Source organism: Nisaea sp. (assembly GCF_034670185.1).
Classification (GTDB): Bacteria; Pseudomonadota; Alphaproteobacteria; order Thalassobaculales; family Thalassobaculaceae; genus Nisaea.
Genome location: NZ_JAXMNY010000004.1, coordinates 279,942 through 300,337, shown reverse-complemented (window position 1 = coordinate 300,337; position 20,396 = coordinate 279,942). Strand labels below are relative to the sequence as shown.

General features: G+C 60.6%; 21 protein-coding genes. 18 read left to right on the top strand and 3 right to left on the bottom strand.

The annotated features are described in order from the left end of the window. Positions 1-88: 88 nt before the first annotated feature. The 3 genes from rimM to rplS all read left to right on the top strand — a co-directional run bounded on the left by rimM (position 89) and on the right by rplS (position 1,904). Positions 89-652, top strand: a complete 564-nt coding sequence (rimM, locus tag VOI22_RS17770; RefSeq protein ID WP_323797785.1) for a ribosome maturation factor RimM — start codon at positions 89-91, stop codon at positions 650-652. Further along, a complete protein-coding gene (gene trmD / locus VOI22_RS17765; protein WP_323797784.1) occupies positions 642-1,355 on the top strand; it encodes a tRNA (guanosine(37)-N1)-methyltransferase TrmD in 714 nt (237 codons plus the stop codon). The genes rimM and trmD overlap by 11 nt, the downstream gene beginning before the upstream one ends. 168 nt (positions 1,356-1,523) lie before the next feature. Beyond that, positions 1,524-1,904: a 50S ribosomal protein L19 gene (rplS, locus tag VOI22_RS17760; protein WP_028466138.1), complete on the top strand. Its 381-nt coding sequence runs from the start codon at positions 1,524-1,526 to the stop codon at positions 1,902-1,904. Between the two features lie 107 nt (positions 1,905-2,011). Here the strand turns inward: rplS and VOI22_RS17755 are convergent, their stop codons facing one another. After that, complete coding sequence (locus VOI22_RS17755) at positions 2,012-2,770, bottom strand: sulfite exporter TauE/SafE family protein (RefSeq protein ID WP_323797783.1); 759 nt, start codon at positions 2,768-2,770, stop codon at positions 2,012-2,014. Positions 2,771-2,970: 200 nt separating this feature from the next. Between VOI22_RS17755 and leuC the strand changes: the two genes are divergently transcribed. The 5 genes from leuC to VOI22_RS17730 all read left to right on the top strand — a co-directional run bounded on the left by leuC (position 2,971) and on the right by VOI22_RS17730 (position 8,347). Then, the gene (gene leuC, locus VOI22_RS17750) at positions 2,971-4,380 is read left to right on the top strand and encodes a 3-isopropylmalate dehydratase large subunit (RefSeq protein WP_323797782.1); all 1,410 of its coding nucleotides are present in this window, start codon (positions 2,971-2,973) and stop codon (positions 4,378-4,380) included. A gap of 13 nt (positions 4,381-4,393) precedes the next feature. Then, on the top strand, positions 4,394-5,008 hold the full coding sequence (gene leuD, locus VOI22_RS17745) for a 3-isopropylmalate dehydratase small subunit (RefSeq protein WP_028466135.1): 615 nt from the start codon (positions 4,394-4,396) through the stop codon (positions 5,006-5,008). Positions 5,009-5,156: 148 nt separating this feature from the next. Further along, positions 5,157-6,275 (top strand): 3-isopropylmalate dehydrogenase, encoded by a 1,119-nt coding sequence (gene leuB, locus VOI22_RS17740; RefSeq protein WP_028466134.1) that lies wholly within the window; start codon positions 5,157-5,159, stop codon positions 6,273-6,275. Between the two features lie 102 nt (positions 6,276-6,377). Next, complete coding sequence (locus tag VOI22_RS17735; RefSeq protein ID WP_323797781.1) at positions 6,378-7,403, top strand: aspartate-semialdehyde dehydrogenase; 1,026 nt, start codon at positions 6,378-6,380, stop codon at positions 7,401-7,403. Positions 7,404-7,591: 188 nt separating this feature from the next. Next, positions 7,592-8,347, top strand: coding sequence for an RNA polymerase sigma factor (locus VOI22_RS17730; RefSeq protein ID WP_323797780.1), 756 nt, complete (start codon positions 7,592-7,594; stop codon positions 8,345-8,347). Between the two features lie 8 nt (positions 8,348-8,355). On the opposite strand, the gene pdxY is transcribed toward VOI22_RS17730, so the two are convergent. Continuing rightward, positions 8,356-9,195, bottom strand: a complete 840-nt coding sequence (pdxY, locus tag VOI22_RS17725) for a pyridoxal kinase (protein WP_323797778.1) — start codon at positions 9,193-9,195, stop codon at positions 8,356-8,358. A 144-nt stretch (positions 9,196-9,339) separates the two neighbouring features. Here pdxY and VOI22_RS17720 point away from each other — a divergent pair, with 144 nt between their 5' ends. Then, positions 9,340-10,233: a CoA ester lyase gene (locus VOI22_RS17720; protein ID WP_323797777.1), complete on the top strand. Its 894-nt coding sequence runs from the start codon at positions 9,340-9,342 to the stop codon at positions 10,231-10,233. Between the two features lie 11 nt (positions 10,234-10,244). On the opposite strand, the gene VOI22_RS17715 is transcribed toward VOI22_RS17720, so the two are convergent. After that, on the bottom strand, positions 10,245-10,685 hold the full coding sequence (locus VOI22_RS17715; RefSeq protein ID WP_169721202.1) for a pentapeptide repeat-containing protein: 441 nt from the start codon (positions 10,683-10,685) through the stop codon (positions 10,245-10,247). A 747-nt stretch (positions 10,686-11,432) separates the two neighbouring features. Here VOI22_RS17715 and sdhC point away from each other — a divergent pair. The 9 genes from sdhC (at position 11,433) to VOI22_RS17670 (ending at position 20,332) form a co-directional block, all read left to right on the top strand. After that, the gene (gene sdhC / locus VOI22_RS17710) at positions 11,433-11,816 is read left to right on the top strand and encodes a succinate dehydrogenase, cytochrome b556 subunit (protein WP_323797776.1); all 384 of its coding nucleotides are present in this window, start codon (positions 11,433-11,435) and stop codon (positions 11,814-11,816) included. Between the two features lie 39 nt (positions 11,817-11,855). Then, positions 11,856-12,245 carry a succinate dehydrogenase, hydrophobic membrane anchor protein gene (gene sdhD, locus VOI22_RS17705; protein WP_323797775.1) on the top strand — a complete coding sequence of 130 codons (390 nt, stop codon included), beginning with the start codon at positions 11,856-11,858 and terminating at the stop codon, positions 12,243-12,245. A 5-nt stretch (positions 12,246-12,250) separates the two neighbouring features. Beyond that, the gene (sdhA, locus tag VOI22_RS17700; RefSeq protein ID WP_323797774.1) at positions 12,251-14,041 is read left to right on the top strand and encodes a succinate dehydrogenase flavoprotein subunit; all 1,791 of its coding nucleotides are present in this window, start codon (positions 12,251-12,253) and stop codon (positions 14,039-14,041) included. A gap of 35 nt (positions 14,042-14,076) precedes the next feature. Further along, the gene (locus tag VOI22_RS17695; RefSeq protein ID WP_323797773.1) at positions 14,077-14,856 is read left to right on the top strand and encodes a succinate dehydrogenase iron-sulfur subunit; all 780 of its coding nucleotides are present in this window, start codon (positions 14,077-14,079) and stop codon (positions 14,854-14,856) included. Between the two features lie 439 nt (positions 14,857-15,295). Then, positions 15,296-15,997 carry a hypothetical protein gene (locus VOI22_RS17690; protein WP_323797772.1) on the top strand — a complete coding sequence of 234 codons (702 nt, stop codon included), beginning with the start codon at positions 15,296-15,298 and terminating at the stop codon, positions 15,995-15,997. 49 nt (positions 15,998-16,046) lie between these two features. Continuing rightward, positions 16,047-16,796: an SDR family oxidoreductase gene (locus VOI22_RS17685; protein ID WP_323797771.1), complete on the top strand. Its 750-nt coding sequence runs from the start codon at positions 16,047-16,049 to the stop codon at positions 16,794-16,796. Between the two features lie 103 nt (positions 16,797-16,899). Continuing rightward, entirely contained in the window at positions 16,900-18,024 is a 1,125-nt protein-coding gene (gene zapE, locus VOI22_RS17680; protein ID WP_323797770.1) for a cell division protein ZapE, read from the top strand. 298 nt (positions 18,025-18,322) lie between these two features. Continuing rightward, positions 18,323-19,225 (top strand): hypothetical protein, encoded by a 903-nt coding sequence (locus tag VOI22_RS17675; protein WP_323797769.1) that lies wholly within the window; start codon positions 18,323-18,325, stop codon positions 19,223-19,225. A 54-nt stretch (positions 19,226-19,279) separates the two neighbouring features. After that, positions 19,280-20,332 carry a hypothetical protein gene (locus tag VOI22_RS17670; protein WP_323797768.1) on the top strand — a complete coding sequence of 351 codons (1,053 nt, stop codon included), beginning with the start codon at positions 19,280-19,282 and terminating at the stop codon, positions 20,330-20,332. Positions 20,333-20,396: the final 64 nt, after the last annotated feature.

Below are 20,396 nucleotides of genomic sequence, written 5' to 3'. Positions count from 1 at the left end.
TGCTGAAGCTGCCGCTGCTCCGGCCGAAGAAGCTCCTGCTGCCGAAGCTCCGGCTGAGGAAGCGGAAAAGTCCGAGGGCTAAGACCTTATGGCCGAGCCGGTCACACTCGGCGTCATCGTCGGCGTCCATGGGGTGCGGGGTCTGGTCCGGGTGAAGAGTTTCACCGAGGACCCGGACGATATCGTTTCCTATGGGCCGCTGAAGGATGCCGCCGGGAAGAGCTACGAGCTTGAGGTGACCGGCCGGGCGAAGGGTATGCTGCTGGTGCGCCTTGCCGGGGTCAGTGATCGCAACGCGGCCGAAGCCCTGAAGGGCACCGAGCTGCAGATCGATCGGGACCGGCTGCCGGAAGCGGACGAGGACGAGTTCTACCACGCGGACCTGATCGGCCTTCGGGCGGATCTGGTCGCGGGGGAGTCTCTCGGAGAGGTGGTCGCGGTGCAGAATTTCGGCGCCGGCGATCTTCTGGAAATCCGGGTCGACGGCAGTCGCAAGACGGTACTGGTGCCGTTCAACGGTGAGGTGGTGCCGGAGATCGATCTCGATGCCGGCCGTCTGGTGGTCGATCCGCCGGCCGGCTTGCTGGATGACGAGGGGGAATCCTCAAGCGCTGAGAGTGCTGGCGCCGAGGGCACTGGCGATGAGCGCTGAGGGCGGCGCGCCATGGCAGGCGACCGTGCTCAGTCTGTTCCCGGAAATGTTCCCGGGGCCGCTGGGCCACTCGATTGCCGACAAGGCCCGGAAGTCCGGGCTTTGGTCCCTGAAATCTCTGGACATCAGGGATTTTGCACGCGATAAGCACCGCTCCGTGGACGAAACCCCTTTTGGGGGCGGCTCCGGAATGGTGATGCGGCCCGATGTGGTCGACGCGGCTCTGGCCTCCGTCGATGACATGCCGGGCCGGCGGATCTATCTCAGCCCGCGCGGTGCCCGCTTCGACCAGGCGATGGCGCGGGAGCTCGCGGCGGAACCCGGTGTGGTGCTGCTTTGCGGGCGTTACGAAGGCCTTGACCAGCGGGTGATCGATGCCCGTGGCCTGGAAGAGGTCAGCCTAGGGGATTTCGTGCTTTCGGGCGGCGAGATCCCGGCCCTGGCGCTGCTGGATGCATGCATCCGTCTGCTGCCGGGCGTGCTCGGTGCGGCGGAAACGCTGGACGAGGAAAGTTTTGAAGAGGGGCTGCTTGAGTATCCCCACTACACGCAGCCTCGGGAATGGAATGGTATGTCTGTCCCCGAGATCCTGTTATCCGGCCACCACGCCAAGATACGATCCTGGCGGCGGGAACAGTCGGAAGAGATCACGCGGAAGCGCCGGCCCGATCTTTGGGCCCGTTATCGCGGATCGGAAGAGTGAGCGGTACGGACGGCCTGGCTGTCCGGATCTCGCTCGAACGGTAGCGGCATGCCGCTCCTCTGCGGTCCGATAACCGGGCACGTACGAGCTGTGTGTTTTATTAGAAGAGCCGGTATTCACCGGTCCCTGGATGGACCGGTCGCCACTGGCGCGAATTGGAGAAGAAGAATGAATATCGTTCAACAGATCGAAAAAGAGCAGGTTGAAAAGCTCTCTTCCGAACGTCCGGTTCCGGAATTCGGCCCGGGTGACACCGTGCGTGTCAACGTGCGTGTCGTCGAAGGCACCCGCGAGCGTATCCAGGCCTATGAAGGCGTCTGCATCGCGCGCAAGAATGACGGCCTGAACTCCGCTTTCACCGTCCGCAAGATCTCCTACGGCGAAGGCGTCGAGCGCGTGTTTCCGCTCTACTCCCCGCGCCTGGACAGCATCGAGGTGATCCGCCGCGGTAAAGTGCGCCGCGCGAAGCTCTACTATCTACGCGGTCGTCGCGGTAAGTCGGCTCGTATTGCCGAGAAGAACACCTGGACCAAGACCAAGACTGCATAAGCGTCAGGTCCATATGAAATCCGGACGGGAGCGCCTTGGCGCTCCCGTTTGCGTTTGCCCGTTTGCGTTTGAGCGTCTCTTTTGGGTCTTGTGGGGCCTTGGGGCGCTCAGCTGAACAATGTGCCACCGCCGATCACGGCCAGCAGCAGATAGGCAATGCGCCGGAAGGTCTGCTCGCTCGCCTTGTAGAACAACTTCCCACCCAGCCAGATGCCGCCCACATAGAAGGGGGCGAACGCGGCGCCAAGCAGCATGCGTTCAGGCGTGAGCACGCCGAACCAGAAATAGCTGGCGACAACGAAGATGAAGCCTATCTGGAAAAAGGCGGTGATGTTGGCTCGCACCGCTGTCGGGGCATAGGGTCCGGAGAGCAGATAGAAGATGATCGGCGGCCCGCCGAGCCCGGTCGATCCGTTCAGGAAACCGGCAACGGTGCCGACCGCGAAATCGATCCCCAGCCGGCGGGAGATCGTGTGCCGGTACCCACTTGCCAGCAGGGCGACTAGCAGCAGAACAATGCCGGAAATCAGCCGCCTCAGCAGATCCTGATCTATGCTGACCAGAATCCAGGTGCCAAGCGGCAGGGCGATGATGCCGCCGAGCGCCATGGGGGCCGCCTGTTTCCAGTCCGCCTCCCGGCGCGACATACGCAGAAGCTGGATCTGTGCCGGCATCTCCATCGTGGTCAGGCAGGCAAGGGCGGTTTGCGGCCCGAACAGCAGGCTGAGCAACGGGATCGAGATCATGGCCGCGCCAAATCCGGAAAAGCCACGGACCAGACCGGCGAGACCAACCGCAACGGCCCCGAAACCAAGTTGCCAAAGGCTGGCCGCTTCCAATATGGAAGTAATCGAGTTCAGATCCATTCGGGATTGGCCTTTATCGGTTTGATTATTTCTAAAAAGCCCGGATTTACCGCAAGATTCAGCTTTTGTCGCCGGGAGCGACTCGGTATGCTCCGGCCCCGTCGTGAACGACGAGAGATATGGTGCTGCGGCATCCGGAGGGGCATTTGTTCCCATATAAACCGGGGCCGCGCAGAGAGACGAGAGGAAGCATAGCAGCGATGTCCAAGCCGCGTACGCTGTTCGATAAAATCTGGCAGGATCACCTGGTCGACGTCCAGGACGATGGAACATGCCTGATCTATATCGATCGACACCTGGTTCATGAAGTGACCAGCCCGCAGGCCTTCGAGGGGCTCCGGAATGCCGGCCGCAAGGTGCGCCGCCCGGATCTAACCCTCGCGGTCGCCGACCATAACGTCCCTACCAAGGATCTCGACAAGGGCATTACCGACGAGGATTCCCGGATCCAGGTCGCGACCCTTGAGGAGAATGTCTCCGATTTCGGCGTGCCCTATTTCAGCATGACCGACCATCGCCGGGGCATCGTGCACATCATCGGACCGGAGCAGGGCTTCACCCTGCCGGGCACGACGATTGTCTGCGGCGACAGCCACACCTCGACCCATGGCGCGTTCGGCGCGCTGGCGTTCGGTATCGGCACTTCCGAGGTGGAGCATGTGCTGGCAACCCAGACGCTGGTCCAGTCCCCCGCCAAGAACATGCGGATCACGGTCAAGGGTGCGTTGCCGAAGGGCGTGAACTCCAAGGACGTGGTGCTGGCCATCATCGGCAAGATCGGTACAGCCGGCGGAACCGGCCATGTGATCGAGTTCGCTGGCGATGCAATCCGTAACCTCTCGATGGAAGCGCGGATGACCATCTGCAACATGTCCATCGAGGCGGGTGCCCGCGCGGGTCTGATCGCGCCGGACGACACCACCTTCGAATACCTGAAGGGCAGGCCTTTCGCGCCAAAGGGAGCCGCCTGGGAGCAGGCCGTTGCCTATTGGAAGACGCTGCCGACTGACGAAGGCGCGGTTTACGACACCGAAGTCGAGCTCGACGCTGCCGAGATCGTGCCGCAGGTGACCTGGGGGACCAACCCGGAAGAGGTGATCCCGATCACCGCGAACATTCCGGACCCGGAACAGCTTACCGATCCGGTGCGCAAGGCAAAGATCACCCGCTCGCTCGAATATATGGGCCTGACAGCCGGTGTGCCGATCAATGAGGTGAAGATCGACAGGGTCTTCATCGGCTCCTGCACCAACGGCCGGCTGGAGGATCTGCGGATTGCCGCCGGTGTGGTCAAGGGCCGGAAGGTTTCCGATGGCGTGAACGCGATCATCGTCCCGGGCTCGGGCATTGTGAAGGAGTTGGCAGAGGAAGAGGGTCTCGACAAGATCTTCCTAGAGGCCGGTTTCGAATGGCGCGAGCCGGGCTGCTCCATGTGTCTGGCCATGAATGCCGACCGGCTGGAGCCGGGCGAGCGTTGTGCCTCGACCTCGAACCGTAACTTCGAAGGCCGTCAGGGTCGTGGCGGACGGACCCATCTGGTCAGCCCGGCAATGGCGGCAGCAGCAGCGGTAACCGGTCATCTGACCGATGTCCGCGACCTGCTGAACTAGGGGAGGAGAGATAATGGATAAGTTTACCAAGCTCTCTGGTGTCGCGGCGCCGATGAACATCATGAACATCGACACCGACATGATCATTCCGAAGAACTTTCTGAAGACGATCAAGCGGTCGGGCCTCGGCAAGCATGCCTTTGCCGAAATGCGCTACAATGACGATGGCAGCGAAAATCCGGACTTCGTACTGAACAAGCCGGCTTATCGGAAGTCACAGGTCATCGTGGCCGGCGAGAATTTCGGCTGTGGCTCCTCACGCGAACATGCTCCGTGGGCGTTGCTCGATTTCGGCATCCGCTGCGTGATCTCGACCAGCTTCGCGGACATCTTCTTCAACAACTGCTTCAAGAACGGGATCCTGCCGATCAAGGTGACCCAGGAGCAGTTGGACGAGTTGATGGACGATGCCGAGAAGGGCTCCAACGCGGTGCTCGAAATCGACCTCGAAAAACAGGAAATCGGCCGCCCGAATGGTGAGAAGATCACTTTCGACGTCGACTCCTTCCGCAAGCATTGCCTGCTCAACGGTCTCGACGATATCGGCCTGACAATGGCGAAGGGCGACTCGATCGAGAATTTCGAGGAGAAGCGGAAAGCCGACCGGCCGTGGCTGGCGGCGTCCTGACGGGGAAATATCCCGCATAACGGAACCAATCCGGCGCTCCGGGCTTTAACCGGAGCGCCGGCCTGACTATAAGAAACACACAGAATTCGGACCCCTCAACGGGTCAGTCTCACCAAGGTAACCGGTCTCACTAGGGTAAGCAGAGTTCATGGCCTCCAATCGTAAAATGCTGGTTCTCGGCGGTGACGGGATCGGTCCCGAAGTCGTCAAGGAAGTACTCCGTGTCGTCGACTGGATGGCGAAGAAGCGGTCTGTCAGTTTCGACCTTCAGGAAGGTCTTGTCGGAGGTGCCGCTTATGACAAGCACGGCACGCCGCTGACCGACGAAACCCTGGCGGATGCAGTTGATTCCGACGCGGTCCTGTTTGGCGCCGTCGGCGGTACGCAGTATGATAGCCTGCCTTTCGAGGTGAAGCCGGAGCGCGGCCTGTTGCGCCTGCGCAAGGAAATGGACCTGTTCGCCAACCTGCGCCCGGCCATGGTGTTCGACGCGATGGCCGACGCCTCCTCGCTGAAGCGGGAGCTGGTCTCCGGGCTCGACATCATGATCCTGCGCGAACTGACCGGCGGCGTTTATTTCGGCCAGCCGCGTGGCATCGACGATCTGCCGGACGGCACCAAGAAGGGCTACGACACGCAGGTCTATACGACCCCGGAAATCGAGCGGATCGGCCGCGTTGCCTTCGATATGGCCCGCAAGCGGGACGGGCGCGTCACCTCGGTCGAGAAGGCCAACGTGATGATGTCCGGCGTGCTGTGGCGCGAGGTCATGACCAATCTGCACAAGGCCGAGGGTGAAGGTGTGACCCTCGAGCACATGTATGCCGACAACTGCGCCATGCAGCTGGTCCGCAACCCGAAGCAGTTCGATGTCATCGTTACCGATAACCTGTTCGGCGACATTCTCTCGGATTGCGCGGCGATGCTGACAGGCTCCCTCGGTATGCTGCCCTCCGCATCGCTCGGCGCGGTCGACGACGTGACTGGCAAGCGCCACGCTCTGTACGAGCCGGTACACGGTTCCGCCCCGGACATCGCGGGCAAGGGCATCGCCAACCCGATCGCCGAAATGCTGAGCTTCGCCATGGCGCTCCGCTACTCCTTCGACATGGGCGAAGAAGCGGACATGCTCGAGACAGCAATCAAGAACGTGCTGAAATCGGGGCTGCGAACTGCGGACATCATGCAGGATGGCATGGCACGTGTGTCGACGACCGTGATGACAGACAGCCTGCTTAAAGAGCTGGACAAACTTGTATCGGGATAGCCCTCCCCAACCAGCATGACTTGAGTTTACTCGGCGGGGGGCGTAAGTCTCCCGCCGAAGTCGTTTAATGGACTTCAACAACCGAAGGATTGGACCAGAACAATGGGCTACAAAGTTGCCGTAGTCGGCGCGACGGGCGCCGTTGGTCGTGAGATGTTGACTACCCTTGCCGAGCGCGATTTTCCGGCGACCGAAGTCGTCGCGCTTGCTTCCGAGAAATCGGCGGGCACAGAGGTGTCCTATGGTGAGGAGAAAACACTCAAGGTTCAGAATCTGGCGACATACGACTTCAAAGGCACAGATATCGCTCTGTTCTCTGCGGGCGGTTCGATCTCGGAGAAATATGCACCGATAGCGGCCGCTGCCGGTTGCGTTGCCATCGATAACAGCTCGCACTTCCGGATGGACCCGGATGTGCCGCTGATCGTGCCGGAAGTGAATGCCGGGGCCGTTGCCAAGTATGGCAAGCGCAACATCATCGCCAACCCGAACTGCTCCACGGCGCAGCTCGTCGTCGCGTTGAAGCCGCTGCACGATCTTGCCAAGATCAAGCGCGTCGTTGTTTCCACCTACCAGTCGGTTTCTGGTGCGGGTAAGGAGGGCATGGACGAGCTCTTTACCCAGACCCGCGCGATCTATGTGAACGATCCGGTCGAAAACACGCAGTTCACCAAGCAAATTGCCTTCAACGTGATCCCGCATATCGACAAGTTCATGGATGACGGATCGACGAAGGAAGAGTGGAAGATGACCAGCGAGGTGAAGAAGATCCTCGATCCGGCCATCGAACTCGTCGCCATGTGTGTCCGCGTGCCGGTCTTTATCGGTCATGCCGAGGCGGTGTTCATCGAGACCGAAGACTCGCTCAGCGTCGAGGAAGCCCGCGATGCCATGCAGGATTTCCCCGGCCTCGTCGTGGTCGATCATCGGGCGGACGAAGGTTATGTCACGCCGCAGGAATGTGCCGGTGAGGATGCTGTCTATGTCAGCCGGGTGCGTAAGGATCCGACGGTCAAGAACGGTCTGATTTTCTGGTGCGTATCCGACAATCTTCGCAAGGGCGCTGCCCTCAATGCGGTGCAGATTGCCGAGACCTTGGTGAAAAACCACCTCGAAAAAGCTGCCTGACCCAGGCGGAATATCAAATCAGGAAGCGGCCGGCATATCGCCGGCCGCTTTTTGTTTGAAAAGAATTTCAATTTATAATTTCACACAATTCTACGTGAGCCCGTCTTTGTTGTGATGCGCTGAGTATAAAAATACTCACTTCGTCGCATTTAAAGATCAGAACACTTTGCAATGTGTCGGGGCTTAACGTGGGGATTGAAAATCGGGACACCGGCAATGGCCGGTTTGCCAGTCAAGCGAGCGTCCTGGGCGACATCGTCGCCGAGGCAATGATCAACGCTGTCGATAGTGTCTCCATCACCACGCCGCCGCCAATCCGGCCGACGACCCGGTCGCCGGTGCGGGAAGCGCTGGACCGAAGGCCCCGGGACAGCCCCGAGCCGGATAAACCTTGCGACGGCGCTCCAGCTTTACCGCCTGATGCGTTCTGGGATCTCTGGTTCGAGCATCAGCATCAGTTACTTCGCCAATGCATGAGGATGATGTCAGGCAACATGGCGGATGCCGAAGATGCGCTGGGAAACGCGATGCTTCGGGCTTCGGCCCATTTCGCCGAAGGCGGTGGTGACGCCATTTCCAATCAACGCGCCTGGTTGTCCCGACTGGCCCATAACGCCTGCATCGATTTCTACCGCGCCCGATCCCGCCAGAAACGCTGGACCGATGAGGTCGTGGCCATGACGGACGGCGAGTTCATACCCTCCGCACCATCGCCGGAACCGACGCCGGAGGAAGTCGCGGAGACGGGTGAGTCCATGCGGTCGCTGCAGCGCGGTCTCGACGACCTTCCCGAACTTCTGCGCCGTCCGGTCATCCTGCGATTTCTGGAAGGACGTTCCTATGCAGAGATCGCCGAACGGCTCTGCATCACGAATTGTACGGCCCGCAAGCGTGTTCAGCTCGCCCGCGAGCGGTTGCGCCGGCACGAAGCCGACCCGGCCTGAATTCCTGGTTAGTGGCCCTGCACCAGAGCGGCCGGGCAAAGAGTCTTCAGGCTTTTCAGAATAGCAGGAAGATCCAGTTCCATCCTTTTCGCCTGCGCCGTTATCCGTGTCGCCGCATCAAGGCCTCCGGCGGCGCGCGCGAAGGCGGACCGGATGTCTCCGGAACGTACGAACCATGCTGTGAGCAGCGCGGCGAAGAGGTCACCGGTGCCGTTGAACCCCCGATCCAGACGCGGTGTCATGGTTTCATAGCTGGTCTCTTCGAGTATTAGCAGATTGGACACCATGCCGGCGCGCTCGATACCGGTGACAGCGACCGCCATCAACCCGGATTTCCGGATCAGGGTCCGTGCCGCCTCGGTAATGACATCTGCCTCATCGGGTATTGCAGCACCACAAAGCACCCCGAGCTCGTAGAGGTTCGGGGTCACGATATCGGCGCGCGGCAGAAGCTCTTCGCAAATAGCCTCGGCCACGCCTTTGCGGACAAAATGCCGACCATTGTCGCCGATCACCGGATCGAGCACGAACGGAAGGCCCGGGTTAGAGTCGCGGGTCCGGTCGACGGCGGCGGCAACCACGGCGGCGGTGCCGGGCAGGCCGAGATATCCCGAGAGCACGGCCGAGATCCCGTCCAACACACCCAGTGCGGTCAGCCCGTCGATTTGTGCTTCCAGTTCCGCGGCAGACCTGATCTCGCCCTTGAACTGTCCGTGCCCCGGATGGTTGGAGAAGGAGACGGTGTCGAGCGGCCAGACCTCAAGGCCCGTCGCCTGGATCGCCGGTACTGCAATGCTGTTGCCGACATAGCCGTAACTGACCCTGGACTGGATCGATAAAATTGCCATGCTGGCTCCTCTGACCATGCCGTCCCGTCTTCCTTGAGATGAAGCGGCGAGGGGGCTCCGGTCAAGTGACAAGTCACTCTCTCTGCTTGGTTTTCTTCTGCTATCCACTAGGATGCGCTGAACGGGACAATCGGAGATCGATCAATGACTGCTTCCATCAGGCCGCGCCGCTCGGCGCTCTACATGCCGGGGTCGAACGCGAGAGCGCTGGAAAAGGCGCGAACACTGGAAGCCGACGTCCTGATCATGGATCTTGAGGATGCCGTGTCGCCGGACAAGAAAGCGGAGGCCCGCACGACCATCGCTGCGGCCCTGAAAGAGGGCGGTTACGGCGATAGGGAAATTGTCATCCGGGTCAATGCGTCGGACGGCCCATGGGGGCCGGAGGATCTTGCTTTTGTGGCCCAGTCCGGTGCCGATGCTGTGTTGTTGCCGAAAGTCGAGCATGCCGATCAGGTCTGGTTCGCCGAAGAGGCGCTGTCTGCGTCCGGGGCGCCCGCGAACCTCTCGATCTGGTGCATGATGGAAACCCCGCTCGGCATGTTGCATGCCGAGGAGATTGCCGGCGCCAGTCCGAGCCTCGGATGTCTGGTGCTTGGCACGTCGGATCTTGCCAAGGATCTGCACGCCCTGCACACGCGAGATCGTTTGCCTTTCGTAACAAGCCTCGGGCTCTGCGTCCTGGCTGCCCGGGCTTACGGTCTGGCGGTGCTGGACGGGGTCCATCTCGATCTCGACGACCCCAAGGGCTTCGAGGAGGTTTGCCGGCAGGGTCTGCAGCTCGGATTCGACGGCAAGACCCTGATCCACCCGAAGACTCTTGAGCCGGCCAACCGGATCTTTGCGCCGAGCGGTGAGGAGATTGCCTGGTCACGCAAGATCATCGACGCGCACCAGCAGGCGGATGCGGAAGGCAGCGGCGTGACTCTGGTTGAAGGCAAGCTGGTTGAGTCCCTGCATGTCGAGAATGCCCGGCGGATCCTGGCCCTGGCGGAAATGATCGAGTATCGGGAATCCAGTGGCGAGAGCGCGGGCTGACGCCGCCCGGCCTAGCGGCAGAAACTGATAGAGCCCTCGGCGCAGATCCGCTTGCCGTCGATCCAGGTTGCTCCGGAAAGATCGGCCCGGAAGAAATCGGCGTCGCGCAGGCGGGCGCCGGTCAGGTTGGCGCCGCGCAGTATCGCTGTCTGAAATCGCACGTTGATCAGGTTCGCGCCGGTGAAATCCGTGTCCGTCAAATCGGCCTGGCTGAAATCGGCATCGCGGAGTTGGGCATCCCGGAAGGTGGCGCCTTTCATCTTGGCCCGACCAAAACGCACGCGTCCGCGGCTCTCGTCGAGCTTGGCGCCGGTCATATCCGCCCAGTTGAAGCTGGCATCGTTCAGATTGGCGCCTCTCAGGTCGACGCCGGCCAGCGGATAATTGTCGAAATTGCAGCGCCGCCAGTCGACGCCGGGGCCCGGCGGATCGCTACATGCCGCTTGGCTCATGGTCGGAAAAAGCACTAGCGCGGCGAGCAAGGCAACTGCCCCGCTCAGGTGCATGCATCTGGATTGGATAGTTTGAAACACTGATCGCTGCATCCCGGACATCTCGTCAAATGGCGCGGCCGTACCGTATCAGATGGGCTGGGCAATGCCAGCCGGCAGATCGTCGCGATTTCAAAAGGATGCAGGAAGGCTTCTGGAAGACGAACGGGCCGCCCGTCAGAAGACGTGCGGCCCGTCGGACATGGAAGGCAGACACCAACAGGACCAATGCGACTGTCTTGGCACGGACTCCGCCGGTACATTTTGTGGCGCCCCACTTTATCCCAGCCCTGAAAACAAGACCGAACTAAAGCAATGCTTCCATGTCTCCAATAAAACTATCACCGGTTTTTGAGGCGGGATCAATAAAAATATCAAAAACTGGTCGTCGTGATCCTGAAGTTTCAGTAAACGCAAAGTTAGTATCAATTGATGCACATTTTAATGTTAAGTATGAGGAAAGATATGCACATTTGGATACATAATTAATTATCTGATTTTGCGTATAAAAAAGGGCCTCAAATAATTTTCTCACAAATCATCCACAGCTAAGTCAAAATTTTATCCACAGACCCCATGTGCATGAATTTACGGACGCCGGTCTGGCAAGGGGGCTGGACAAGCCAGAGGGGCGAAATAAATTGAGATCACGTTCGCACTGCAATATGGTGCGGCTTCATTGTTGATGTTCCTCAGGAAAGGCGCGCTATGAGCGTTTCCAACCGCCCTCTTTCCCCGCATCTTCAGGTCTATAGGCTACCTCTCACTGCGATAACGTCGATTTTGCACCGCGCAACAGGAGTCGCGCTTGGCATCGGAACGTTACTTCTCGTTTGGTGGTTGATGGCAGCGGCGACCGGTGGGGGCTATTTCGAGTTTGTGCAGAGCGTAATGGGCTCCTGGATCGGACTTCTGGTCCTGTTCGGCTTTTCCTTTGCTCTGTTTTTTCATCTCTGCAACGGCATCCGCCATCTGTTCTGGGATAGCGGATACGGCTTTGAGATCGCGGCAGCCGAAATGGCGACCAAACTGGTCATCGCCTCCTCGGTGGTCCTGACCGTTCTGGCCTGGATACTCGCCTGCGCCCTTTAACAGGCAGGGCCAACAAAAAGACTCTTTTGAGAGGCTGGTATGACTGACAATTCAATGCGTACGCCGATCGGCCGTGTACGCGGCCTTGGCAGCGCCAAGAGCGGTCTGCATCACTGGTGGATGCAGCGCGTGACCGCCGTGGCGCTGATCCCGCTCACACTCTGGTTCGTGGCATCCCTGATCTCGCTGGCCGGTGCCGGTTATGCGGAGACCGTTGCCTGGCTCGGCTCACCAATCGTTGCCGTTCTGATGATCGGCCTGATCATCGCGACCTTCTATCATGCGGCGCTCGGGCTGCAGGTCGTGATCGAGGACTACGTTCATCACGAAGGCGTCAAGCTGGCGCTCCTTCTCGGTGTGAAGCTGCTCGCTTCCCTTCTTGCAATTGCCGCCCTGTTTGCGGTGCTTAAACTCGCTTTCGGAGGCTGAGCTCCATGAAGTCCTATGAGATCATCGATCATACCTACGACGTCATCGTCGTGGGCGCCGGCGGTGCCGGCCTGCGTGCCGCCTTCGGGATGGCAAACGAAGGCCTGAAGACCGCCTGCATCACCAAGGTCTTCCCGACCCGCTCCCATACTGTGGCTGCGCAGGGCGGCGTTGGCGCTGCGCTCAACAATATGGGTGAGGGCGATAACTGGAAATTCCACATGTACGACACCATCAAGGGGTCGGACTGGCTGGGTGACCAGGATGCCATCGAATATATGTGCCGGAACGCCATCCCCTCGATCATCGAGCTGGAGCATTTCGGCGTGCCATTCTCGCGGACCGACGAGGGCAAGATCTACCAGCGCCCGTTCGGCGGTCACACGCTGGACTTCGGAAAGCGCATGGCCAAGCGCGCCTGTGCTGCGGCTGACCGGACCGGTCACGCCATTCTGCACACGCTGTACCAGCAGAGCCTTAAGGCCAAGGCCGAGTTCTTTATCGAGTATTTCGCTATCGATCTGATCATGGACGAAGAGGGCGCCTGCCGCGGCGTCATGGCGATTGATCTCGCGACCGGCACTCTGCACCGCTTCCGCGGACACCAGACGGTGCTGGCGACCGGCGGTTACGGCCGGGCCTATTTCTCCTGCACTTCCGCTCATACCTGCACCGGCGACGGTGGCGGCATGGTGGTGCGTGCGGGTCTGCCGATGCAGGATCTGGAATTCGTCCAGTTCCACCCGACCGGGATCTACGGCTCCGGCTGTCTGATCACCGAGGGTGCGCGCGGCGAGGGCGGCTACCTGACCAACTCCGAGGGCGAGCGCTTCATGGAGCGGTACGCGCCGACGGCCAAGGATCTGGCCTCACGCGACGTCGTCAGCCGGGCCATGACCATCGAGATCAACGAGGGCCGGGGTATCGGGCCGCAGAAAGATCACATCTATCTGCATCTCGAGCACCTTGAGCCGGCTGTGCTGGCACAGCGGCTTCCGGGCATTTCCGAGACTGCGAAGATCTTCGCAGGCGTCGATGTCACCAAGGAGCCGATCCCGGTTCTGCCGACCGTGCACTACAACATGGGCGGTATCCCGACGAACTATCATGGCGAGGTTCTGTCGCCGACGGCGGACGATCCGGACCGGGTTTGCCAGGGCCTGATGGCCATTGGCGAGGCGGCTTCCGTCTCCGTGCATGGCGCCAACCGTCTTGGCACCAACTCCCTGCTCGACATTGTCGTGTTCGGCCGGGCCGCTGCCTTGCGGGCCAAGGAAACCGTACGTCCGGGTGAGCTGCACAAGCCGCTGCCGTCGGATGCGGGCGAGTACGCCATCGCGCGTCTCGACAAGATGCGCCACGCCAAGGGTGAGCGTAAGGCTGCCGAGATCCGTCTCGACATGCAGCGCGCCATGCAGCAGCACGCGGCGGTGTTCCGCACCACCGAGCTGATGGATGATGGCGTGAAGAAAATCCAGGATATCGCGGCCACGCTGCCGGATATCGGCCTTAGCGACCGTTCCCTGATCTGGAACTCGGATCTGGTCGAGGCGCTGGAGCTCGAGAACCTGATGAGCCAGGCGGTGATCACCCTGACTTCGGCGAGCCTTCGTCCGGAAAGCCGCGGCGCGCATGCGCACGAGGATTTCCCGGATCGGGACGACGAGAATTGGATGAAGCACACCGTCATGTGGCTCGACGACAAGTACAAGCACAAGGTGATGTATCGCGACGTGCATATGTACACGCTCTCGAACGAGGTTGAGGTCGTGCCGCCGGCGGCACGCGTCTACTGATCGCTTGAGAACGAAGAAAAGATCGGAATTGAGAGATGGCTGAATTTTCTTTGCCGGCAAACTCGAAGGTCAAGATCGGCAACACCCACAAGGCTGAAGCCGGCGCGAAACGGGTCAAGGCATTCAAGATCTACCGGTACGATCCGGACACCGGGCAGAACCCGCGGCTCGATACTTACGAGATCGACCTCGACGAGTGCGGCCCGATGGTCCTGGACGCGCTGATCAAGATCAAGAACGAGGTCGACACCTCCGTCACCTTCCGCCGTTCCTGCCGCGAGGGCATCTGCGGGTCGTGCGCCATGAATATCGATGGCACGAACACGCTGGCCTGCCTGAAGAGCATCGACGATGTGAAAGGCGACGTGAAGATCTACCCGCTGCCGCACATGCCGGTGGTCAAGGATCTGGTGCCGGACCTGACCCAACCCTATGCGCAGCTTGCCTCCATCGAGCCGTGGCTGAAGTCGAAATCGCCGCCGCCGCCGGACGAGGAGCGCCGCCAGAGTACCGAAGAGCGCGAGAAGCTTGATGGCCTGTGGGAATGCGTCCTCTGCTTCTGCTGTTCGACCTCCTGCCCGAGCTACTGGTGGAACGGCGACCGTTATCTCGGCCCGGCCATCCTGCTGCAGGCCTATCGCTGGATCGCGGACAGCCGCGACGAATATACCGGCGAGCGGCTGGACGAGCTGGAAGATCCGTTCCGGCTCTATCGTTGCCACACCATCATGAACTGCACCAAGACCTGCCCGAAAGGCCTGAACCCGGCCAAGGCGATCGGTGAGATCAAGAAGCTGATGGTCCAGCGCATGTAGGTCTGCGGGATATCGTGGATAGAAGAAACGGCCGCTGGAAACAGCGGCCGTTTTTACGATGAGTTAGGCAAAATACGGCAGTGGCTCTCCTGAAAGGGAACCACTGCCGCTTGGTTTTATGAGGTCTGTGCTGGTTTGCTCTGTTCCGCTGTCTTGTGCGACGAAGAGCAGCCTGCAAACGCGGCTGGCGCGGTAAAGGCCACGACGGCAGCCGCGAGAACAAACATTCCGATCAGTTTACGCATTGGTGAACCTCCACGGTCAGTTGCAGTGCTACCCTATCGCGATTTTTTTCGCCGGGCCAGTCGCGATAGCGTGAATGCACTGACGCAGGATGGTGGGAATTTGGCGCATGTGTCATTTTGCCGACGTAATTCAAGGCGATAGTGCGTCCGTTATTCAGTTTAGCCCCAGTTATTCAGCCAAGCCGGAGCATGCAATGACCCGACTCTTTCTCTCCGCCGCCTTCGCGGTCCTGATGTTGTTCGCGTCTCCCGTCGTGCAGGCGGAAACGGTGCGCGACGATACCGTCACGCTCGATCTCAGCCTGGAAAAATGGGTCGAGACCGATTCGGCGACGGTCACTGTGGTCGCCGACCTCGCGGTCAAGGCTGGCGGGTTCGGCGTCGCGCGTGCCGCTGTGCAGATGGATCTGACGAAAATATCGGACAAGGCTCCCTGGCGCTTGGTCGGGTATGACCGTTTGCGGGACGAGGCCGGGTTCGAGCGCTGGCGGATAACGGCGGAAGCCCGCCTGCCAGGCACGGCTCTTGGCGGCATCGGCAGCACTGTCGGGGATCTTGGCGAGGCGGGCCGCAGCTACGCCCTGCTCGGGATCGATTTCACGCCGACTCTGGCGGAACGGGAAGCGGCACAAGCCGATCTTCGCGCCGAAATTTACCAGCGTGCCGCCGATGAGCTGGCGCGCCTGAAAGCGGTTTATCCGGACCGCGGATATCGCGTGGCCGCGATTCATATTGCGCCGGGTGCTACCCCGCGTCCGCAGCCAGCGATGATGCTGCGCTCGGAAGCGGCGCCGAAGTTTGCAGCCGATGCCAGCGGTGGCGGCGACAGTGTTGCCCAGAAAGCCGAGCTGCGTGCCTCTGTCAGATTCGCGGCGGAAGTTCGCTCCGGCGACTGAACCGCGCTATGATCCCCCCGGAATCAAAATGTTCTGGGGGGAACGATCCATGAGTAAAGGGCTTTGCATAATCACCGGTGCCAGCCGCGGTATAGGCGCGGCCACGGCCGTCTTGGCGGCGCGCGACGGGTGGGACATCGCGGTGAACTATGCCGGCAACGAAGCCGCCGCCCGCACGGTTGCAGCTAAGGTCGAAGCGGAGGGGCGCAAGGCCGTCGTTATTCAGGCGGATACCTCGAAGGAAGCCGACATTGTCCGGCTCTTCGACGAGGCGGAGGCCGCACTCGGCCCGGTGCGCGGGCTGGTCAACAATGCCGGGATCACCGGCAAGATCTCCCAGGTTCGGGACATGTCCGAAGCCGCGATCCTCGAGGTCATGCAGCTTAACGTGATCGGGCTGATGCTCTGCTGCCGTGAGGCGGTACGCCGGATGTCGCAGAAGGATGGCGGTGCCGGCGGTGCCGTTGTCAATCTCTCCTCGATCGCCGCCAGGCTCGGCGCGCCGAACGAGTTTACTCATTACGCCGCGTCCAAGGGGGCGGTGGATTCCTTCACCATCGGTTTCGCCCGCGAAGTCATCGCCGAGGGCGTGCGCGTCAACGCGGTGGCGCCTGGCATGATCGACACCGACATTCACGCCAGTGCCGGCGCGCCGGACCGGGTGGCACGCCTCGGACCGACCACGCCGATTGGCCGGGCGGCCGCGCCGGAGGAAGTGGCGGAGGCCATCGTCTGGCTGCTCAGCGATTCGGCGGGATATTGCGCCGGCTCGATCCTCGAGGTGGCAGGCGGGCGTTGAACCTGCCTCATGTCTGCCTCCGCTTGACGGGAACCGCGACTTGCGCAACTTGTGTGCGCCGAGGGCAACGGGCCGAATGGCTCGTCCGACGGGAGAACGAACTGTGACTCATGAAGGGCCGTTGGCCCGCTATGAAGCCCTGATCGCCGAGGGTTCCGTTACGGCCGATCCGGCGCAGGCGGCGGCCGCCGCGAAACTGCAGTGGCTGCACGACCAGCTGATCGACTACCGGCCGCCGCAAGCCAAGACGGGCTGGACGGCGAAGCTCGGCTTTGCCCGGAGCAAACCGTCCACGCCGCCGAAAGGGCTCTATATCTACGGCTCGGTCGGGCGCGGGAAATCCATGCTGATGGACCTGTTTTTCGACGGAGCAAAGGTCGAGCGGAAGCGGCGCGTGCATTTTCACGAATTCATGCGGGAGGCCCACGAGCTAATCCATCAATGGCGGCAGGAGAACAAGGTTTCGAAAACGGCGGAGCCAATTCGTCCGACGGCGCAGAAACTCGCCGACAGTGCCTGGCTGCTCTGTTTCGATGAGTTCGAGGTTCGGGACATTGCCGACGCGATGATCGTCTCCCGTCTGTTCTTTGCCATGTTCGAGCTGGGTGTCGTGGTCGTTGCGACCTCTAACCGGGCGCCGGATGAGCTTTACAAGGACGGCCTGCAGCGGGACCTCTTTTTGCCGTTTATCGGCATCCTGAAAGCGCGTCACGAGGTGTTCCGGCTGGATGACGGGGAAGATTACCGGCTTGGCCGGTTGCGTGGGCAGACCGTCTATCATGTTCCGTGCGGTCCGGAAGCGGATGCGGCTCTGGACCGGACCTTTGCCGAGCTGACGGACAATGCGGAGGCAAAGCCGGATGCGATCAATCGCAAGGGCCGGCAGATCGCGGTTCCGGCTGCCGCGTCGGGTATTGCGCGGTTCGGGTTCCGGGATCTGTGCGATGTGCCGCTGGCGGCTGCCGATTTCCTTGCGGTAGCGGAACGGTTTCACACGGTGATTCTCTCCGATATCCCGATCCTTGGTGCTGCGAACAGAGATCAGGCGCGCCGTTTCATGACTTTGATCGACGCGCTGTACGATCAGGGCGTTCGTCTGGTTGCCTCGGCGGAGGCCGCGCCGGAAAAGCTTTATGACGGCGAGGACTGGGGCTTCGAATTCGACCGGACGATTTCCAGGCTGATGGAAATGCAATCCTCTGATTACTTCGAATCGCGCCGCCGCTGAGGTGCGAGAATAGTTTGTGGTGCAATAACTTGCCCGATAGCCGCAAAAAGACTTAAATTTAAATCTAACTCTTAAGAGTAACTTAAGATAGAGCGTGATAAGGCTCACGGACGGCAGAAGGCCCCGTAAAAGGCATCTCATCCGGGAGTGAGTCATCGCATACGCCATCGATTTCTCGGGACAGCGTAATCCGCTGGTTCCAGACCGAGATCAGGACGCCCTTCATACCCTGCGCTGCGACATCCTTCCGCTGCGGACAAACGGACTCAAAAAGGTCCGGCTGATCAAGAATGTCCGGATGGAAACCCGCATCGAGCTTTATCGTGAAGCGGGGATGGGCAGCGGACAGGTTGCAATCGACGAGTTGCCGGCCTTCATGAGTGCGACCGACGATCTCCTGCTCCACGATATGCCAATGCTGGTTAGCGTCGGCGAGATGGACAGCTTCGATCCCTATTCCCTGCGCCGCGGCTTGAGGGCTGCAGGTATTTCGGTCGACAATCTTGACGCTCTCAAGCTGAGCGATCCGAAAAAACGCGAATTGCAACCGCATATGCGGAACCTGACGCGACCGCTGCTGCAGCATGTATTCGGCGCGAGCAATATCGAGTTGACCGACCCGGAAATGCTCCGTGATCGGCTGACTAATACAAGCAGCGCTGCCGTTCTCCGGCGGATTAACAGTCTTGCCTCGGCTTTGGATACGTCGCCTGAAAACCTGCCGGACCTGCTTGAGGATTACGGCGACGTCTTCCTCTCGCTTGCCTTTTACAAACAGCATCTGGCCGAGATCGGGCCCCGGATCACGTTACTCCAGATCTGGGTCGACGAAGCGTACCAGGTGCCGCATATCCGCAAGGATCCCATGATGGGGCCGGCGCTGCACAAGACGGAGCGCGTGCTCGGTGCCTTGCAGCAATCCCTGGAACGCCGCTTCAGTAATTTTGAGAATAAGACGGACATCCGGTGGGAGCGCGTGACTCTGGGAACGTTCAACCAGGTGCGTGCCCTGATCACGGATCATCAGGCGAGTCTCGCCGCTGTTCTGTGCGGGCTCACGGTTAAGATTTTTGAATGGGAAACCCGATTTCCCGGCGGCGGCGGCAGCTTTGAGCGCCGCGCTGATTTTGTCTTGTCGGACCTTCGGGCCGGACTTGACCGTCTGACCGAGATTGAACGCGATGCCGGCACTTTCGAATAGGTCTCCAAATAAGCCCGTTCGCGCGGAACTGTTCCGTGTGTCGCGCCTATTGTCATGAACACCATGCCCGGGTCGACCCACCAGGACGACAGTGAACGCGCCGTCATCGACCGTGAGGATCGGGATTCCATCAACACGTTTGCCTGTGCGGCGCTCCCTATACGGAACAGGGGCCTTTTCCGTCTTCGCCTGATCAAGAATGTGCGGCTGGAAACCCGGATTGAGCTGTTTCGCGGCAGCGGGACGGGCAGTGGCCAGTTCGGCATCGATGAGTTGCCGAACTACGTCAACCGGGACGAAGACCTGATCAAGCACGACATTCCGCTGTTGAAGGAGGCGGCCAAGCTTCCGGCGTTCGACTGCTATTCCCTGCGCCGCGCGGTCCGGTCCAGCGGCATTGATGTTGAAACATCGGACGTGCTCAGTCTGTCGGATGAGAAGAAGCGTGAGCTTGCGGGCCATATGCGCAATCTGACCCGGCCGCTTGTGCGGCATGTGTTCGGCGGTGCCGGCATGGATATAACGGACCCCAGCAGTCTGCGGGATATCATGCAGATGGCAGACAAGGCGACCGCGCGGGAGAAGCTTGAGCTGTTGTCCGAGGTCCTGGAGACGGATCTCGATAGCCTGCCCGAGCTGCTTGAAGATTATGGCGACGCTTTTCTCTCCCTTGGCTATTACCGGAGCTACCTCAATCTGATCGTGCCGCGCGTGAAGGAGTTGCACGGCTGGATCGACGAAGCGATCGAGCGCGGTTCGTTCCGCAAGGGCGATCCGGCGATCAAGCGCATGAAGCAGGTATCCGCCGCCATCGATCACATCGTAAAAAGCGTTGTGGAACGTTTCCGGGAGTTCGATCGAAGGGCGGTGTTCAACTGGGAAACGCTGACGCTTGAGGATTTCCGCACGGCACGGCAGCAGATCCTCGAACATCAGGCAACTTTGGCAGAGGTACTCTGCGGTATCACGGTCAAAGTCTTTGAGTGGCGTAGTCGTTTTGCCAAGCCGAATGTAGGAATTCAGCAGCGCGTGGACTTCGTAATGTCCGACCTTCAACCGGGCCTGGATCATCTGCTTCAGGTTGAGAGTTCGGCCCCGCGCTTCTGATCTTTGTACTTTGTAGGCACGTTCGACCGGCAGGACCCTTGCGGGGGTGCCGGAATCGCGCTAC

Bases quoted from the DNA above. Each gene is read 5' to 3' on its own strand.
- rimM (WP_323797785.1), top strand. From the start codon at position 89: ATGGCCGAGCCGGTCACACTCGGCGTCATCGTCGGCGTCCATGGGGTG.
- trmD (WP_323797784.1), top strand. From the start codon at position 642: ATGAGCGCTGAGGGCGGCGCGCCATGGCAGGCGACCGTGCTCAGTCTG.
- rplS (WP_028466138.1), top strand. From the start codon at position 1,524: ATGAATATCGTTCAACAGATCGAAAAAGAGCAGGTTGAAAAGCTCTCT.
- VOI22_RS17755 (WP_323797783.1), bottom strand. From the start codon at position 2,770: ATGGATCTGAACTCGATTACTTCCATATTGGAAGCGGCCAGCCTTTGG.
- leuC (WP_323797782.1), top strand. From the start codon at position 2,971: ATGTCCAAGCCGCGTACGCTGTTCGATAAAATCTGGCAGGATCACCTG.
- leuD (WP_028466135.1), top strand. From the start codon at position 4,394: ATGGATAAGTTTACCAAGCTCTCTGGTGTCGCGGCGCCGATGAACATC.
- leuB (WP_028466134.1), top strand. From the start codon at position 5,157: ATGGCCTCCAATCGTAAAATGCTGGTTCTCGGCGGTGACGGGATCGGT.
- VOI22_RS17735 (WP_323797781.1), top strand. From the start codon at position 6,378: ATGGGCTACAAAGTTGCCGTAGTCGGCGCGACGGGCGCCGTTGGTCGT.
- pdxY (WP_323797778.1), bottom strand. From the start codon at position 9,195: ATGGCAATTTTATCGATCCAGTCCAGGGTCAGTTACGGCTATGTCGGC.
- VOI22_RS17720 (WP_323797777.1), top strand. From the start codon at position 9,340: ATGACTGCTTCCATCAGGCCGCGCCGCTCGGCGCTCTACATGCCGGGG.
- VOI22_RS17715 (WP_169721202.1), bottom strand. From the start codon at position 10,685: ATGAGCCAAGCGGCATGTAGCGATCCGCCGGGCCCCGGCGTCGACTGG.
- sdhC (WP_323797776.1), top strand. From the start codon at position 11,433: ATGAGCGTTTCCAACCGCCCTCTTTCCCCGCATCTTCAGGTCTATAGG.
- sdhD (WP_323797775.1), top strand. From the start codon at position 11,856: ATGACTGACAATTCAATGCGTACGCCGATCGGCCGTGTACGCGGCCTT.
- sdhA (WP_323797774.1), top strand. From the start codon at position 12,251: ATGAAGTCCTATGAGATCATCGATCATACCTACGACGTCATCGTCGTG.
- VOI22_RS17695 (WP_323797773.1), top strand. From the start codon at position 14,077: ATGGCTGAATTTTCTTTGCCGGCAAACTCGAAGGTCAAGATCGGCAAC.
- VOI22_RS17690 (WP_323797772.1), top strand. From the start codon at position 15,296: ATGACCCGACTCTTTCTCTCCGCCGCCTTCGCGGTCCTGATGTTGTTC.
- VOI22_RS17685 (WP_323797771.1), top strand. From the start codon at position 16,047: ATGAGTAAAGGGCTTTGCATAATCACCGGTGCCAGCCGCGGTATAGGC.
- VOI22_RS17675 (WP_323797769.1), top strand. From the start codon at position 18,323: ATGGAAACCCGCATCGAGCTTTATCGTGAAGCGGGGATGGGCAGCGGA.
- VOI22_RS17670 (WP_323797768.1), top strand. From the start codon at position 19,280: ATGAACACCATGCCCGGGTCGACCCACCAGGACGACAGTGAACGCGCC.